We start from the raw sequence: 15,588 nt of genomic DNA, 5'->3' as shown, positions 1-15,588 counted from the left end.
TCACCCACCAACGAGACAAAACCCCAGGCCACAACGTCAATATGAATCACATCACGCCAAAATGAGCCAAGTCAGGTCGCGGGCAGCGTGGGATATAACCGGCGGACCGGGGTGATCGAATACGTTGATTACATGGTGGAAAGCCCGGATTTCACTCAGGAAGTGCGCGGGCCGGATGGGCAGGCTCGGGAGGAAAATATGGCCTGCCGCACCGTCTGGGATTTCCACTCCGTGAACGGCTCGGTGATTGATAAGCCGCCGGCAAGTTAGAGCTCTTCAACGAGGGCCGCAGCGGTGTAATCGTCGGTAATTAAGGCATCGAGATAGCCACCCACCCGCGCTAATAAATCGCGACCGGGCCGCAGGGGCCGGGGATCACGTCGATCTCCGCGTCGAAAATCGCGGAGAGGCGCTCCGGGGTCATAATATCCGCCGGGGTTCCCGCGTCCATGACGATGCCCTCCCGCATGGCAATAATGCGATCCGAGTAGCGTGCCGCGAAATTAATATCGTGGATAACCAGCACGATGGTGCGGTGGAGCTCGTCCGCGGCCTGGCGCAGGTGGCGCATCATCTGCACCGAATGCGAAATATCCAGGTTATTGAGCGGCTCGTCCAGCAGCACACAATCGGTTTCCTGGGTGAGGACCATCGCCACGTAGGCGCGCTGGCGCTGCCCACCGGATAGCTCATCCAGGTAGCGCCCTTCCAGTTCGGTCAGCCCCAGAAAATCAATATAACGGGAAATAATCTTTTCATCCTCGGCGGTCAGGCGCCCATTCGAATACGGGAAGCGCCCGAAGCCGACCAGCTGACGCACCGTCAGGCGGGTAACGAAGTGATTTTCCTGGCGCAGAATCGCGAGAATCTTGGCAAGATCGGCGGATTTCGTCGTCGTCACATCAAGACCTGCCACCGCAATCGCGCCCGCGTCCATACGCATGAGCCGCCCGATCATCGTGAGCAGCGTGGACTTGCCCGCGCCATTCGGACCCACCAGGGCCGTGACCCCGCCGTGCGGAATATCCAAGGTGACCGGGCCGATCCGCACTTCTGAACTGTAGTCACGGCGGGTGCCCTCCATACGGATCATCGGATCGGCGCAGCTCAGATCGGCCGCGCGCAGATGCGGGGAGACCACCGGCGGCACCGGCGCGGGAACCTCAAGATGCGTGCCTGCTGTTTTCTTGCGGTGGCGCATTACAACCGCCCCTTTCTCAATACGACGACGAGGAACGTCAGGCCGCCCACCAGCTCAATAATGATGGAGACCACGCCTTCCGCCGAGAAAATATTTTTCATCACGAAGAAGCCACCCATAAGCACCGCGTAACCAATCACGGCGGCCATGGGGAAGAGGAAACGATGATCGTAGGTATCCGCCGCCTGGTAGGTCAGGGTCGCCACGAGGAAACCGAAGAAGGTCATCGGCCCCACCAGCGCCGTGGACACCGAGACCAGCACCGCGATAAGCGTGAGCGAAATCAGCAGCATCCGCAGGTGATTGACGCCCAGCGACACCGCAACATCGCGCCCCAGCGCAATCGCGTTAAGGGAACGTGAAATGAGGAGGAGCGCCAGGCCCGCTCCGAGCGCCAGCGGCAGCGCCGCCACGAACACATCCGAGCGCGCATTCGCGATGGTGCCGAACATGCGCGCGGACAGCACATCGAATTCGGAGGGCGTGAGCATCCGCTGCATAAACGCGGACAGCGAGCCCAAGCCGGTGCCGATAATAATGCCGATCAGCAGCATAATATGCAGGCTGCCGAGCTTACCGCGCAGCAGCCAGCCGTACAGTGCCAGCGCACACGCCACCATAATTGCCACCTGGATGAGGAAGGCCCGCACCCCGGTGAAGGCCACGAATCCGGCCACCCCGAAGAAGAAAATCGTGGAGGTGTGAATCACCGAATACAGTGACTCAAAACCCATAATCGACGGCGTAAGAATCCGGTTGGTGGTGACCGTCTGGAACGCGAGGGTTGCCAGCGACTGGCAAAAAGCCACCAGCAGAATCGAAAACACCGCCTCGGCTCGCATCTGGGTAATAATCCAGAAGCCCTCGCTTCCCACCGCCACCGGAATATTCCACACAAAATAGAGCGCAGTGAAAGCTACGCCGAGCAGCGCGATGCCGATGAGGAGCAGCCAGTAGCGCCGCCGGGCTCGCGGGGTCGCGAAGGCACCCGCGTGGCGGGGAGCTGCGCCTGTGGCACAAGATTTTTCGGGAGATTGTGGTACGACGACGCTCATGAGAGCCTCCGGCGCTGCCGCAGAATAAGGAAGATGAATACGGCCGCTCCCAGGGTGCCGAGGATCAGTGACACCGGGATTTCAAAGGGAGCGATGAGGGTGCGGGATACCAGGTCGCAGACCGTGAGGATCCCGGCCCCGAAAACGCATACCCAGGGGAGGTTGGAGCGTAGATCATCCCCGCGCAGCAGCGAAATAATATTAGGGACGATGAGCCCGAGGAAGGGAATGCGGCCGATGACCACGGTGACCACCCCGGTGGTCAGCGCGATCACCCCGGTGCCGAGCAGCACGATGAGGTTGTAGTTCACGCCCAGGCCGGTGGCCACATCCTCACCCAGGCCCGCCACCGTGAGGCGGTCGGCCAGGATGAAAATAAGCACCGTCGCAATAAGAACAATCCACAGCGGTTCGTAGCGCCCGGCCACCACATTCGCGAAACTACCCTGGAACCACACTCCTAGGGTTTGCAGCGTGTCAGTTTTGAGGGCGAAGAAGGTGGAAATAGCGCTCACCACCGCGCCGAGCATAATTCCTACAATCGGCACAATGACCGAGGAACGCAGCGTGACCCGGCGCAGCACCAGGAAGAAAATAATGGTGCCGATAAAAGCGAAAAGGATAGCGGCCAGCATCTGCTCAATAAGCGAGGTATGCGGGACCAGGAACATCACGACGAGCAGTCCGAGGCCGGCCCATTCGGTGGTGCCCGTGGTGGTGGGTTCCACGAATTTATTCTGGGTCAGCAGCTGCATGACCAGCCCGCACATGGCCATGGCGGCACCGGCCAGCACTAGGGAGGCGGTGCGGGGAATGCGGGTGGCGAAGTACATGAATTCGCCGCCTTCGTGCTCGGCGATATTGTAGGTGCCTGTGGTCATGGATAGGTAGACCAGGCCGGCCAGAATAACAATGCCGAGGGTCAGGGGCAGGGCGCGCAGCAGCCTGCTCGCGGTAGGTCTGCGTGAGGAAAGAGAACTCTGCGGTGGTGTTGTCATGGGCGTACATGCTGCGGGGGCCGGGAACCCGGCCCCCGCAGGTTGGTTAGCCTCTAGCCTGAGCTACTTGGCGGCCTTGAAGGCCTTGGCCAGGTCGTTGAGGAATTCGATGTAGGTTTGCGGACCTTCATTGACGTAGGTATCCGCGGGCATGGTCAGGATCTGCTTCTTCTGCACCGCCGGCACATTGGCCATGGCGGGGGAGTTGGTTACCAGATCAGCGCCGTGGGCTTCATTACCTTCGCCCACGCCGGCATCGCGGTCCATAATGAGGATCCACTCGGGGTTGGCCTGCGCCAGGGCTTCGTCGGAAACTTCGTCACCCTTGTGGTTCGAGGTTCCTTCACCCAGATCGAAAGCCGGGGTGAGGTTGAGGAGCGGGTAAAGCGGCCCGAGGGTACGGCCCACACCCGGGGCGAGGTAGCCCATCTTGCCACCGTTGGTATTGATGGACAGCACCTTCTGGCCGGCCGGGTAGGCATCGCGCGCGGCGGCAATCGCGGCATCCAGATCCGCGTTGAGCTTAGCGGCTTCCTTTTCCTTGCCGAAGATCTTGCCCAGATCCTCAACGTCCTTCTTCATGCCGTCCATGAGGAGTTCGCCGGACTTATTGGCATCCGCATCCTGTTCTTCCTTGGGCAGCACGATATTCATATCGATAATCGCGGCGTTCGGAGCGGCGGCCTTGATCTTGTCATAATGCTGGGCGAAGCGCTGGCCCACGATAACCAGATCGGGGTTGGCCGCGGTAATCACCTCAAAATTCGGTTCGCGGTGGTTGCCGATATTCACGACCGAGTCATCCTTGACGTACGGATCGTCCTTCGGCATCACATCCTTGGGAGCCGCGAGGAGCTTGACGCCCCACTCATGCAGAGTCTCGAAAGTGCGGTTATCCAGGGAAACCACGCGCTCCGGATTGACCGGAACTTCCTGGGTGCCGTGCGAATCCGTAATCGAAACGCTGCTGGGGGCCTCCGAAGTGGCCTCAGCGGCGGGTTCCGAAGCGGCGGCCGAAGGGGAGGAGGTATCCTTGGCCGAGTCATTGGAGCAAGCACCCAGAGCGAGGGTGCCGGCAGCCACAAGCGCGAAAAAGCCGCGAACTGTCTTCTTCATCGTTTACCTTTGCGTAGAGTAAAAATACGTTAGGGAAGGAAGTCCTAACCCATCCATGAGTGTACTTATATGGGACACCTTAATTCAAGGCTATGTGCATAATGCGGCATTATGCCAGTTCCGCGCTGTGTATAGATCTTAACTAATGTGGCATTTTTTGGAGACACTGTCACGAAACAGGGTTTCGGCGCACTCGCGGTGCTGGCCCACTAGGACCCTCGGGCCGGCAGGCCGCGCGGTAGCGCGGCGGCGTCGTCGTGCTACTTAACGTTCCCGCGGACCGAGGCGGGGTAGAAGCACCTCGGCAGCAAGATGTGGAACGGATCTTGCCACCGAGGTGCAGTCGCTGTGGTGTATAGCCACTGGCGAGGGATAGTTATGCACTCCGGTGAAATCCGGGAGGCCCCGCGCCCGCGGTACTACTCTTCAAGGTTACGCTACCGAAGGTTACCGCGGCGGGAACGGCGCCCCGGGATATGTCACATCTATGGATAACTCAACAAACGTTGACCAGAACCGGCGTGCCCGGCCCTGGCGTTCTTAAACGCAGCGCCTTAGCCCCGGCGCGCCTAGTCCCAGCGCTCTTCCGGGCGGGAGGGATCCTGCCACACGGTGTGGAACACGCCCTCGGTGTCGACACGGTGATAGGTATGCGCCCCGAAATAATCGCGCTGGGCCTGAATAAGATTCGCCGGGAGGCGTTCGGCGCGCACGCCGTCGTAGTAGGCCAGCGAGGAAGCGAAGGCCGGGATCGGCACCCCGCGCTGCGCGGCGAACACCACAATCCGGCGCCAGGCCTCGACCGCCCCGGAAATCTCGGAGCTGAAATAGGGGTCGGCCAGGAGGAGCGGAAGATCGGGCTGGCGGGTGTAGGCCTCGGTGATGCGGTCGAGGAAAGCCGCGCGGATAATGCAGCCCGCGCGCCAAATCCGCGCCATCGCGCCCAGGTCAATACCCCAGGAATTCTCCAGGGAACCCTTGCGGATCAGCTCGAAACCTTGGGAGTAGGCCACCATCTTGGAGGCGTAGAGGGCCAGGCGAATATCCTCGATGAAGCGCTCGCGATCCTCCACCGTGACCTCGGTGGTGTGCCCGGGCAGGGCGCGGCCGGCGGCGCGTTCGGCGGCGTCCCCGGACAGGCTGCGCGCGAAGGTTGCCTCGGCGATCCCGGTGGCGGGCACCCCGAACGCGGCGGCGTTTTGCACGGTCCAGGCGCCGGTGCCCTTCTGGGCTGCGGCGTCCTTAATCACATCCACGAGGGCGGCGCCGGTGGTGGCATCGCGCTGGCGCAGCACCTCGGCGGTGATCTCAATGAGGTAGGAGTCCAGTTCGGTGGAATTCCAGCGCTCGAAAACGTCGCCAATTTCCGCGGCGCTCATGCCCAGGGCGGTGCGCATAAGGTCATAAGCTTCCGCGATGAGCTGCATATCCGCATATTCGATGCCGTTATGCACCATTTTTACGAAATGGCCGGCGCCGTTGGGGCCCACGTAGGTGCAGCACGGTTCGCCGTTCTTGCGCGCGGCAATCGCCTCAAACATGGGGCCCAGGCGATCGTAGGATTCGCGGGTGCCGCCGGGCATAATCGAGGGACCCTTGAGCGCGCCCTCTTCACCGCCGGAGACCCCGGTGCCCACAAAATGCAGCCCGCGCGCGGAAATCTCCGCTTCGCGGCGCATGGTGTCGGTGAAGAGTGAATTTCCGCAGTCCACGATAATATCGCCCGGCTCCATGAGGTCGGCGAGCTCCTCGATGACCGCATCGGTGGGTTTGCCGGCCTTGACCATAATAATGGCCACCCGCGGGCGGGCCAGCGATGCCACAAAATCCGCCATGGATTCACTCGGGTAGAACTCCCCTTCGCTGCCGTGCTCGGCCATCACCCGCTCGGTTTTCGCGGCGGTGCGATTGTGGATAGCAACTTTGTAGCCGCGGCTGGCGAGGTTGCGGGCCAGGTTCGAGCCCATCACCGCCATCCCGGTCACTCCGATATCTGCAACGCCAACGGGCGGGGTGGGAATAGACATGCGGCTCCTTCTTCTACGACTTCTCAGAACGCCTGATTGAGGTTTCTAACGGATCTATTCTAGAGTCCCGCGCGCAGATCGTGGATGGGCGTTCCGTTCGTTTTTGTGGTGAGAGCGCGAAAAATGACAGTCAGATGAGAATCTTGTCATTTTTCCTTGAAATACGGCCGGTTTCGCGGGTGCTTGTTAGGCTGGCGGTATGAAAATAACACGATTCACGGCCCTCTTTGCCGCCACCGCTACCGCCACCGCGCTGACCTTGAGCGCCTGCTCGAATGACGCTGCCACCACCGGGGATACCGGTTCCACGCCCCGGGCCACCGCCACGGCGCCGGGCTCCGGTGCTGAGAGTGGGAAGAACGACGACGCCGCCACTGCCGCTCCCGCCACCTCTGCCGCGGCTGCTGGTGGGGCGGCGGCCCCGGCCGCGGGCGCTTGCGGCGCGGCGAATCTGGCCGCCACGTTCGAGCCCGGGGGTGCGGGCGTGGGTGCGGCTGGCGATGCGAGCAATAGCGTGGCCGGCACCTATATTCTCACCCTCACGAATTCTTCGCAGGCGGCCTGCACCCTGCATCCGGATGTGGACATCGAGCTGAAAGACGCCGCCGGGGATGGCGTGTCCGAGAATCTGGAACTGAGCTCCCAGGCTGGCAGCATCGCTCCGGGTTCCAGCGTGAGCTGGACTGTGGCGGTGGCCGATGCCGGGAGTGTGCCCGGGTGTACTCCCACCAAGCCTGCCACCCATCTTGAGGTGGATATCGAGGATGGCGGGGAGGATATTGACATTCCCGTCAATCTCACGGGCTGTCAGGATGATGATATCGACCTGCTGAGCGAAGTCCGCTAGCGGGGAATCAACCGGGGCGGGTGGCACAGCCACCCGCCCCGCGTCTCCACTTATCTACGCCATAAGGGGTCATTCCGCCAGTTCTCAGGTGCTCCTAGTCGCGTAAACGGAACCAAGGTGTTATGCGGAAAGCTCTCGAGAACGTCGAGAATTGCGTCGTTGTGAGAAATATTAAGCACTCGTTGAAGGTGACGGATGAGCGTGAGTTGACCGAAAACACGATTAGTGGATTGCGCGAATCGGGGGTAAAGATCTTTTGGAAGTTTTGGCTTGATATCGAATGTCTTGTTGAAAACTCGCGCGTGGTGGGCCGCATAATTGCGGAGAATATTGAGACACTTGAGCCAGGACTCAAGCTGTGGGGCACGTAAGTGACAAGTTGTCGCCACCTCATTCCGGGCGCGTGAAGGGGACATACGGTAGAGATGGGAGAGCGTTCCCCAATCCATTATTTCAACAGCGACCCAGATGGGAAGCTGGCCGCCGTATCGCTCCCTGTGGTGCTTCACGAATTCTTCTTGTGAATTTTTTACGGCGTTTTCGTATTTCGCCAACCATATTTCGTGGTGGGTCGAAGCTGTTTTACCTGTTCGCTGGCGAGCCGGTGCACCGAGTTTTCTCGAATCAAGGTGGATGAGCGGGTCTATCGCTCCTAAGCGATAACCGATGAGCGCACGCATCGCAAGTTCGATGCTGCTCAAATCCGCGAAAACTACCTGCCGAAGTCTCTCGTCGAATCGATAAAGTTCCGCGGCGAGTTCGAACGAAGACCCTGGCCGGAAGGTGTTGAGGCTCTTGCGTGTTTCGGGGTCTATCTGCCGCATGGAGTGCCAGTAACCGGAAAGCCGATAGTAGTTTAGTGTGGCAAGCTGCCGCTCTGCCTGTTGTCGGTCGGCGATCACCATACCGCGGTTTATAAGTAGATCGACCTGCTGGGCGTAGGGTAGAAAAGGCTTCACTTCAATCTGGCGCACCCTCGCCTCCCGATGGAGAAAAAGGACCGGCCCTGGACTCCCGCCGAAGCGGGCAGCGGAACCGGTCATGTTGCCGTAAGTGTAACAAGTAATAACGCTGAGTGAAAGATCCCTGGATTCTCAATCGGCATGCTCAATCAAGAAACGCATATCACTTTTCAGAACAGGGTTGCCGTCAGCATCGTCCGGCACCCGCGTGCGCACGGTGTAGTCACGTGTCTCGTCGCCCGGGTAGGTCACCGCTGTAACGGGCGCCCAGATTTCTGGAAGGCGCTTTGGCAATTGTTGGTCGCCGCACGGGGAAGAAGCTACCTGCCATTATTGGGCTGTTGGCAAGGGAACGGGGCGGGTGGCACAGCCACCCGCCCCGCGTCGTCGTCGTCGTTCCTATGTAGTGACGTTCTTAGTTACCCAACGCGGCCGCGACCACGGCGCGCGCCTCCTCCTGGACTTGGGCCAGGTGCTCCGGGCCGCGGAAGGATTCGGCGTAAATCTTGTAGACATCCTCCGTGCCGGAAGGCCGGGCCGCGAACCACGCATTCTCCGTGGTGACCTTGAGGCCGCCAATCGCCGCGTGGTTCCCGGGAGCCTCCACCAGCTTCGCGGTGATCGGCTCGCCGGCCAGTTCCGTGGCCGTGACATCCGCCGGGGAAAGCTTGCCGAGCTTGGCCTTTTCTTCCTTCGTGGCGGGGGCGTCGATCCGGGCGTAAGCCGAGGAGCCGTAGCGTTCCACCTGCTCGTCGTGGAGCTGGGAGGGGGACTTGCCGGTTACCGCGGTGATTTCCGCCGCGAGCAGATCAAGCACAAGGCCGTCCTTATCCGTGGTCCACACCGAACCGTCCTTGCGGAGGAAAGAAGCGCCGGCGGATTCTTCCCCGCCGAAGCCGATCTCGCCGCTCACCAGGCCGGACACGAACCACTTGAAGCCCACCGGGACCTCAACGAGAGTGCGACCAATGCCGGCCACCACCCGGTCGATAAGCGAGGAGGACACCAGGGTTTTCCCGACGTTCACCCGCTCGGACCACTGCGGGCGGTGCGTGAAGAGGTATTCAATGGCCACCGCGAGGTAGTGGTTGGGGTTCATGAGGCCGGCATCCGGGGTGACGATGCCGTGCCGGTCGGAATCGGCGTCGTTCCCGGTGGCCAGATCGTAGGGGGCGCGGCCGCTCGCATCCGGTTCCATGCGATGGAGCAGGCCCGCCATCGCGTAGGGCGAGGAGCAATCCATGCGGATCTTGCCGTCCCAATCCAGAGTCATGAAAGGCCAGGCCGGGTCCACTTCGGGATTGACCACGGTCAGGTCAATACCGTAGCGGTCCGCGATTTCCTGCCAGTATTCGGCCGAGGCGCCGCCCATCGGGTCCGCGCCAATGCGCACGCTTGCCTCGCGGATCGCCTCGAAATCGATGATGGTATCCAGCGCGGTGACATACGCATCGCGGAAATCATAGGTGCCCACCTTCGTGGCCGCATCCTCATAGGGCACGCGGGCGATGTTTTTCCATCCCGCGGCGATGAGCTCATTGGCCCGCGCCGCGATCCACTTCGTGGCATCGGTATCCGCCGGGCCGCCATTGGGCGGGTTGTACTTGAAGCCGCCATCGCGCGGCGGGTTGTGGGACGGCGTAATAACAATGCCGTCGGCCAGGCCCGGGCCGTCCAGGCGCAGCGCGTGCGGGGCGCCGTTCGCCTCCAGGATGGCCAGCGAGACCGCCGGGGTGGGAGTCCACGAGCCGCGAGCATCCACCCGCACATCAGCGCCGTTGGCTACCAGCACCTCGATAGCGGTTTTTTCCGCCGGGAGGGACAGCCCATGGGTATCACGGCCCACGAAAATGGGGCCGTCATAGCCTTGCTTATTGCGGTAGTCCACGATCGCCTGCGTGGTTGCCGCGATATGGGCTTCATTAAAGGCGCCATCGAAAGCTGAGCCACGATGGCCGGAAGTTCCGAAAACCACCTGCTGGAGGGGGTTGGTCGGATCGGGTTCGATATCGTAATATGCCGCCACCAACTCATCAACATTGATGAGATCTTCGGGGCGGGCCGGGGTTCCTGCGCGTTCGTTCATACATTGAGTATCCCACGAATTGCGCTCCAATCGCGGGACTTGTTCCGCGGGTGGATAACATCGCCGTTGCTGCCGTGCGTGCGGCTGTGTTCGGTTCCCTGCGCGCGGCTGTCCGCGGCTTCTGTGGTGCGCGCGAGTTCTTCGTGGAAATTCCCCCAGTGCCCGGCGTGCGCGGCCAGTGGAACTTCCTCGCCGGGGGCGACCGGCCCGGGCGCGGTGGAGCGTTCCCCGCGGGTGGCCGGCCCGCCGAAAGGCGCACCACCCAGGGCTTCGCGGCCGTGCGGGCTGAGCCATCCGGAGGTATCCGGGCCCAGCGGCACGATCTGGTTGGGGTTCACATCCAGGTGGACTTGGTAATAATGCGAAGTGATGTGCTCAAAATCCACGGTGTCCCCGAAACCGGGGGTCTGGAAAAGATCGCGTGCGTAGGACCAGAGTACCGGCATCTCGGTCAGTTTCTTTTCATTGCATTTAAAATGCCCGTGGTAGACGGCATCGAAACGCACCAGGGTGGTAAAGAGGCGCACATCCGCTTCGGTAATGTGATCGCCCATGAGGTAGCGGCGCCCCGCCAGCAGCTCGGAAATATTGCGCAGTGCGGTGAAAAGGCGCAGATAGGCGCGGTTATAGGACTCCTGGCTGCCGGCGAAACCACAACGGTAGACGCCATTATTAATCTCGGTGTAGATATAGCGCATGAGCGCGTCCATGGGCTCGCGCAGTTCCGCGGGATAGAGATCCGGGGCGCCTTCGCGGTGAAAATCGCGCCACTCGGTAGAAAAATCGAGCGTCATCTGCGCAAAATCATTTGTGGCGACGGCGCCGCTAGCAAGATCCACCAGGGCTGGAACCGTAATTCCCAAGGAGAAATTCGGGTCGCGGGCCAGGTAGGCATCGCGTAGGAAATGGATCCCGAGCACCGGATCCACCCCGCCCTCATCGCGGTCAAAAATCCAGGACCGCTCATCGTGGGTGGGCCCGGGTATGCCCAGCGATATAGCATTTTCCAGCCCGAGCAAGCGGCGCACAATCAGCGTGCGATTCGCCCACGGGCAGGCGCGCGCCGCGATGAGGCGATAACGCCCCGGCTCCACGGGGAAACCGGCGCTGTCGCGGCTCACGCGCGTGGTGATATAGCGAGCGTCGCGGCTGTAGCCTTCGCCGCGGCGAGTAAATGTTGCTCCGATGGTCATTTCGCCTCCCTGCGCGTCGGTGAGTATTGGGTGTTGATCGGGACATCGGTCTCTGATGACCCCTGATCGTTGAAGAATATATCAGATTGGGTGGGTGAGGGCCAGGTCTCCCTGCGCAGTAAGTCGGGTGAAACATGTAGGTTAGAATATAAGTAATGTAAGTCACTATGGATACGGTGTGGGACTCGCGAATCAAAGGCGATACGGAGGAGGCTTGCGGCAATGGCGGTAGACGTGATCGGGCTTGATTTCGCATATAAAGCCCAGCAGGAACAACGCATTATTTTTTCGGGCGCCACGGCGAGCTTTTCATCGGGCCGTTTTTACGCACTCATGGGCCCTTCCGGTTCCGGTAAAACCACGCTCTTCCGCATTCTTGCCCGCGAGTTAGAACCTGACGCGGGAAAAATAGTCATCGCAGGCAAAGACCTTGCCAGCATTCCACCGCGTGAATTGCGGGCATCAGTCATGTGCCGGATTTTCCAGGACTATCTTCTCATTCCGTTTTTATCACCCCTCGACAACCTTCTTCTAGCGGCTGAGATCACCACGGGCCGCTCAGGTAAAGAAGAAGATAAAAAACGTGCCCTTGAGCTTTTAGACCGCGTGGGGCTAATAGAGCACGCGTATAGGAACGTTGATTTACTCTCCGGTGGTGAACAGCAACGAGTCGCTATCGCACGAGCATTAATGGGCTCGGCACGAATCCTCCTTGCGGATGAACCCACCGGGGCGCTCGACCGTGACAACACTGAACATATAGCTCTTTTACTCGCTGACCTTGCTCACGAAGAGGGCCTTATTGTTATTGCGGGGACTCACGATAGCCAGTTCGCTGCTCATGCCGATGCCATTGTTCGCATCAGTGAGCATCAGCTGATTCTGGAGTCATGACCATGGGTAAACAGCGCGTCCTCCTTATCCTAAAGATGGCGGGGCAGCGTTCTTTCGCTACCTTGCGAACCGCAGTCCTGGCGCTTATTGCCGTAGCGCTAGCGGCCACGGTGGCCGCCTGCGTATCCGCACATGGGCGTGCGGTGGAACGCGGTGCTACGGCTTCGTTTGGCTCGTATTTCCAGCAAGTGACGGGAAATGCCGCAGTGCAAAGCTATATGGAAAAGCTTGGGAGCAGCGGGCGCGCGGTGGCCCTTTCCCGAACCCGGGCGAATCTTCTCTCTGCACAAACCCAAAGCGCCACGGTTGCTGATGTGACTATGACCAGCGGCCCGGCAAACATCGGAGTATTGCGCCAGGGAAGTTATCCGGCGCGGCCGGGGGACATCTCCATCAGCGTGGAAGCTGCCCGGCAACTGCACCTGAGCGTGGGTGATGTTCTTCAACTCATCGATACTCAGGCCGCAGAAGGGGATAAGACCGGAACCGCTGCGGAATTCCGGGTGAGCGGCGTGACCGAAAACCCCGCCTCCATTCGGGAGCTAAGTGCCGTTGCATTGACAGATAGCTCGGATGTACTCGGTCAAGCCGATGTGTGGCTTACCAATGAATCGTTGGCGCCGATTGAAGTTGAGCTTACCCGCGGTGGCGGTCAGGCGACGACGGCCGCGGTAACGTCGGCACGAATGGGCGCATACACACTCAGCAATCAGACTATCCCGCCACAACTGGCATGGTTTATTGGCTTGGTGATGCTCAGCGTGGTGATTGTGGCTCTCTACGGATCGGGCCGGTCGCGACGGCGTGAGATCTACCGGATCCTCCTTTCTCTCGGGGATACCCGGTGGAAGGCTTCCGCAACAACGTGTGCATCCGCCACTGTGACCGCCCTGGCCGGAGGAATTCTCGGGTGGGTTAGTGCTGCCGCTGTACACGTGAGCTTTGCTGGGGTCCTCGGAGAGTATGTCGAACAGCGCTGGGAAGAACCGGAATGGGGAGCCATTAACTCAACAGCGGTAGCGGTGCTTCTTCTCATGCTTATCGGTGGTGTGCTTGCCGCTGGTGCGACGGTTTTCTTCGAGGCACACCGGCACCGCAGCAAACTGCACGGTGAGATATTTTCACGGCGGCTGTTATTGGGGATTGGGATTATCGGCACGGTGCTCACCGTAGCTTTCGTCGCAGCACGGCAACTGTATATCTTCCCTTACGGGCACTACGCGGCGATGATTGCGGGTGCTTTGAGCATTCCGAGTCTCGCCCACGCACTTCAGCCTGGAAGCCGGCGTTACCCTGTCACCGCGCGTCTGGCACAGCGGATGCAGAAAATGGCGTTATTGGGTATGGCTGTGGTTTTTGTCCTTTCCTATTACGCTTCCCTCTACGCGAGTAGTGTGGCGGTGCTAAGTAACTGGACTAGCCGTCAGGTGAGCGGCGAAACAAGTTATCTCTCCATCACGGGTGCTAATAAGAACGCGGTTGATAATCTGATGCAGCGCTACCCAGAAATCTCGGAGCGCACCGCTATTTTCGGTGACGTAGCAACACACGACCGGATGTATAGAATCGTAGATTCGGCGGGAGCTCCGTGCATTAAAAGCGCATCTGATCTTGGTGATTGCCCTACCGTGGCACTGGACTTGGTCATGGTCGCTTCTGGTGGGCTTCTTGACCGTGGGTACGTTAACCATGCTCCGGCTTCTTTCGTTTCCGAAAGTGGGGCGACGACGCTACTCGGAATCGCGCTCTCTGACGGGCAGGTAACCGGGACTTTTACGGCTGATGGGCTCATCGCGGATGAGCGCCTGGAAAACAACGTGCTCAGCGGTTTGATTCTCCCACCCGATTCTCCGCTACTCACGCAGTTAGGCGTGGGGGAACCATATTCGTACACGGTTATTATTTTTGGCTTCGGAAGCCTTTCTGATGAAGTCCGCGACGGTATCCGCTCCACGGTTTTATTGGAAGCGCCCTTCGCGTTTCTCGTTGATCCAGATGAACCAGGAATACGGCAATTGAAGGCACAAGCGGTAGTGCGCCAGCTGCTGGCCCTGTTGGTAGCACCGATCGTTCTGCTAGCAACCGTGACGGCCGTGGTCTCTGAACAAACGACGGAACGCCGGCTCATTGAGCTGGGAGGCGGAGGGAATCGCGCTCGTTGGCGTTTGGTGGCTCCGTTGATCACCAGCTACGTGCTCAGCCTTGGCTCCGGGGTTGTTTTTGGCCGGTTGGCCGCAATGGACCGCCTGCCCTTCACGTATTCTCCGGTGACGCATGACTATGGATGGCTGTGGGCGCTCACGCTCGTGGGGTTGCTTGCCGTACTTCCGGCGCTGCGATTGGGAATCCGACCTTTCGTAGAAAATGTGAACCGCCGGTGAGCTCCCTAGCGTATCGCTTCATGAGAACTCGCTCTACCTGGCTCTACCCGAGCGCCAGGCCGGCGAAGAAGGCTGCGATGCCGAGGAGGAAATTCCCGAGCAGGAGGCTGATGCAGGCCCAGTAGCGGTGCTTTTCGAAGAGGCCGAGGGCGTCGGTCATCGCCGTCGAAAAAGTAGTGAAACCACCCAAAAAACCGGTGGTGACGTAGAGACTGTACGAACCGATCCAGGCGGAAAGGGCCCCGCCGCCGGTCACGAGCCCGAAGAGGAAACAGCCGATCACATTCACCGTAAAAATCCCGGCAGGCCACGTCGGCTTCAAACGCGCGGTGAGGAAAGAATCGAGAATCCCGCGACACAGGGCACCCAGCCCGCCCGCTAGACCAAGAAGCAGGAGCGTCACGCTGCATCACCGCCCGCGCGCCGGCGCGCCGCGAGGAAGCGCCGGCCTAGCGCGCGCCCGCAGGCCATCCCGGCGAAAGCCAGCAGGAAACCACCGAAAAGAGTGCCTCCCGCAGCCAGCCCGGCCAGGCGCGCTAGCTCGCTAGGTGCACCGCTGAGGACCTCGCCGGTGGCCAGGTGGGCGCTGAGCGCCACGAAACTCGAATAGGTGGTGAAGCCTCCGCAGAAACCGGTGCCGAGCAGCAGCCGCAGTCGGGCCCCGTACCGATGCACACCCGTGATGAAGCAGCTGGTGATGAGGCCGAGGAGGAACGCCCCCGCGAGATTGACGATAATCGGCGCCGCCACGCTCGGGACGAGCGCGCGGGCTACCGTGCCGGCCCCGCCGCCGAGGAAAACGAGGAGCAGCCCGGTCGCGTCCCGATA

14 protein-coding genes are annotated in these 15,588 nt (G+C 60.6%); 4 read left to right on the top strand and 10 right to left on the bottom strand.

Features of this window, described 5'->3' with window-relative positions; translation table 11 throughout:
* Positions 1-111: 111 nt before the first annotated feature.
* A complete protein-coding gene (locus QP305_RS06360; RefSeq protein ID WP_284904617.1) occupies positions 112-270 on the top strand; it encodes a hypothetical protein in 159 nt (52 codons plus the stop codon).
* Between the two features lie 70 nt (positions 271-340).
* Here the strand turns inward: QP305_RS06360 and QP305_RS06355 are convergent, their stop codons facing one another.
* The 5 genes from QP305_RS06355 to gndA form a co-directional block, all read right to left on the bottom strand.
* Positions 341-1,093, bottom strand: coding sequence for an iron ABC transporter ATP-binding protein (locus QP305_RS06355; protein ID WP_284904620.1), 753 nt, complete (start codon positions 1,091-1,093; stop codon positions 341-343).
* Positions 1,094-1,200: 107 nt separating this feature from the next.
* Complete coding sequence (locus tag QP305_RS06350; protein WP_284904616.1) at positions 1,201-2,256, bottom strand: iron chelate uptake ABC transporter family permease subunit; 1,056 nt, start codon at positions 2,254-2,256, stop codon at positions 1,201-1,203.
* Positions 2,253-3,254, bottom strand: a complete 1,002-nt coding sequence (locus tag QP305_RS06345; RefSeq protein ID WP_284904615.1) for an ABC transporter permease — start codon at positions 3,252-3,254, stop codon at positions 2,253-2,255. Before QP305_RS06345 ends, QP305_RS06350 begins: the two co-directional genes overlap by 4 nt.
* Before the next feature lie 63 nt (positions 3,255-3,317).
* Positions 3,318-4,370, bottom strand: coding sequence for a siderophore ABC transporter substrate-binding protein (locus QP305_RS06340; RefSeq protein WP_284904614.1), 1,053 nt, complete (start codon positions 4,368-4,370; stop codon positions 3,318-3,320).
* A gap of 569 nt (positions 4,371-4,939) precedes the next feature.
* On the bottom strand, positions 4,940-6,397 hold the full coding sequence (gene gndA, locus QP305_RS06335) for an NADP-dependent phosphogluconate dehydrogenase (RefSeq protein WP_284904613.1): 1,458 nt from the start codon (positions 6,395-6,397) through the stop codon (positions 4,940-4,942).
* A gap of 199 nt (positions 6,398-6,596) precedes the next feature.
* Between gndA and QP305_RS06330 the strand changes: the two genes are divergently transcribed.
* Positions 6,597-7,244: a DUF4232 domain-containing protein gene (locus QP305_RS06330; RefSeq protein ID WP_284904612.1), complete on the top strand. Its 648-nt coding sequence runs from the start codon at positions 6,597-6,599 to the stop codon at positions 7,242-7,244.
* A gap of 50 nt (positions 7,245-7,294) precedes the next feature.
* On the opposite strand, the gene QP305_RS06325 is transcribed toward QP305_RS06330, so the two are convergent.
* The 3 genes from QP305_RS06325 to QP305_RS06315 form a co-directional block, all read right to left on the bottom strand.
* Entirely contained in the window at positions 7,295-8,287 is a 993-nt protein-coding gene (locus QP305_RS06325) for an Abi family protein (RefSeq protein ID WP_284904611.1), read from the bottom strand.
* Between the two features lie 334 nt (positions 8,288-8,621).
* Positions 8,622-10,292 carry a phosphoglucomutase (alpha-D-glucose-1,6-bisphosphate-dependent) gene (gene pgm, locus QP305_RS06320; RefSeq protein ID WP_284904610.1) on the bottom strand — a complete coding sequence of 557 codons (1,671 nt, stop codon included), beginning with the start codon at positions 10,290-10,292 and terminating at the stop codon, positions 8,622-8,624.
* Positions 10,289-11,485 (bottom strand): glutathione S-transferase family protein, encoded by a 1,197-nt coding sequence (locus tag QP305_RS06315; RefSeq protein ID WP_284904609.1) that lies wholly within the window; start codon positions 11,483-11,485, stop codon positions 10,289-10,291. Before QP305_RS06315 ends, pgm begins: the two co-directional genes overlap by 4 nt.
* A gap of 222 nt (positions 11,486-11,707) precedes the next feature.
* Here QP305_RS06315 and QP305_RS06310 point away from each other — a divergent pair, with 222 nt between their 5' ends.
* On the top strand, positions 11,708-12,379 hold the full coding sequence (locus tag QP305_RS06310) for an ATP-binding cassette domain-containing protein (RefSeq protein ID WP_284904608.1): 672 nt from the start codon (positions 11,708-11,710) through the stop codon (positions 12,377-12,379).
* A gap of 2 nt (positions 12,380-12,381) precedes the next feature.
* Positions 12,382-14,760 (top strand): hypothetical protein, encoded by a 2,379-nt coding sequence (locus tag QP305_RS06305; protein WP_284904607.1) that lies wholly within the window; start codon positions 12,382-12,384, stop codon positions 14,758-14,760.
* Positions 14,761-14,803: 43 nt separating this feature from the next.
* Here QP305_RS06305 and QP305_RS06300 read toward each other — a convergent pair whose 3' ends face one another.
* Positions 14,804-15,163 (bottom strand): fluoride efflux transporter FluC, encoded by a 360-nt coding sequence (locus tag QP305_RS06300; protein ID WP_284904606.1) that lies wholly within the window; start codon positions 15,161-15,163, stop codon positions 14,804-14,806.
* Positions 15,160-15,570: a fluoride efflux transporter FluC gene (locus QP305_RS06295; RefSeq protein WP_284904619.1), complete on the bottom strand. Its 411-nt coding sequence runs from the start codon at positions 15,568-15,570 to the stop codon at positions 15,160-15,162. Before QP305_RS06295 ends, QP305_RS06300 begins: the two co-directional genes overlap by 4 nt.
* Positions 15,571-15,588: the final 18 nt, after the last annotated feature.

The organism is Actinotignum timonense, from assembly GCF_030216305.1.
Lineage (GTDB): Bacteria > Actinomycetota > Actinomycetes > Actinomycetales > Actinomycetaceae > Actinotignum > Actinotignum timonense_A.
This window is presented reverse-complemented; position numbering and strand designations above follow the sequence as displayed.

Excerpts from the sequence above, each read along its gene's own strand:
- QP305_RS06310 (WP_284904608.1), top strand. The coding sequence starts at position 11,708 with ATGGCGGTAGACGTGATCGGGCTTGATTTCGCATATAAAGCCCAGCAG.
- QP305_RS06345 (WP_284904615.1), bottom strand. The coding sequence starts at position 3,254 with ATGACAACACCACCGCAGAGTTCTCTTTCCTCACGCAGACCTACCGCG.
- QP305_RS06305 (WP_284904607.1), top strand. The coding sequence starts at position 12,382 with ATGGGTAAACAGCGCGTCCTCCTTATCCTAAAGATGGCGGGGCAGCGT.
- QP305_RS06325 (WP_284904611.1), bottom strand. The coding sequence starts at position 8,287 with ATGACCGGTTCCGCTGCCCGCTTCGGCGGGAGTCCAGGGCCGGTCCTT.
- QP305_RS06330 (WP_284904612.1), top strand. The coding sequence starts at position 6,597 with ATGAAAATAACACGATTCACGGCCCTCTTTGCCGCCACCGCTACCGCC.
- gndA (WP_284904613.1), bottom strand. The coding sequence starts at position 6,397 with ATGTCTATTCCCACCCCGCCCGTTGGCGTTGCAGATATCGGAGTGACC.
- QP305_RS06355 (WP_284904620.1), bottom strand. The coding sequence starts at position 1,093 with ATGATCCGTATGGAGGGCACCCGCCGTGACTACAGTTCAGAAGTGCGG.
- pgm (WP_284904610.1), bottom strand. The coding sequence starts at position 10,292 with ATGAACGAACGCGCAGGAACCCCGGCCCGCCCCGAAGATCTCATCAAT.
- QP305_RS06350 (WP_284904616.1), bottom strand. The coding sequence starts at position 2,256 with ATGAGCGTCGTCGTACCACAATCTCCCGAAAAATCTTGTGCCACAGGC.
- QP305_RS06340 (WP_284904614.1), bottom strand. The coding sequence starts at position 4,370 with ATGAAGAAGACAGTTCGCGGCTTTTTCGCGCTTGTGGCTGCCGGCACC.
- QP305_RS06315 (WP_284904609.1), bottom strand. The coding sequence starts at position 11,485 with ATGACCATCGGAGCAACATTTACTCGCCGCGGCGAAGGCTACAGCCGC.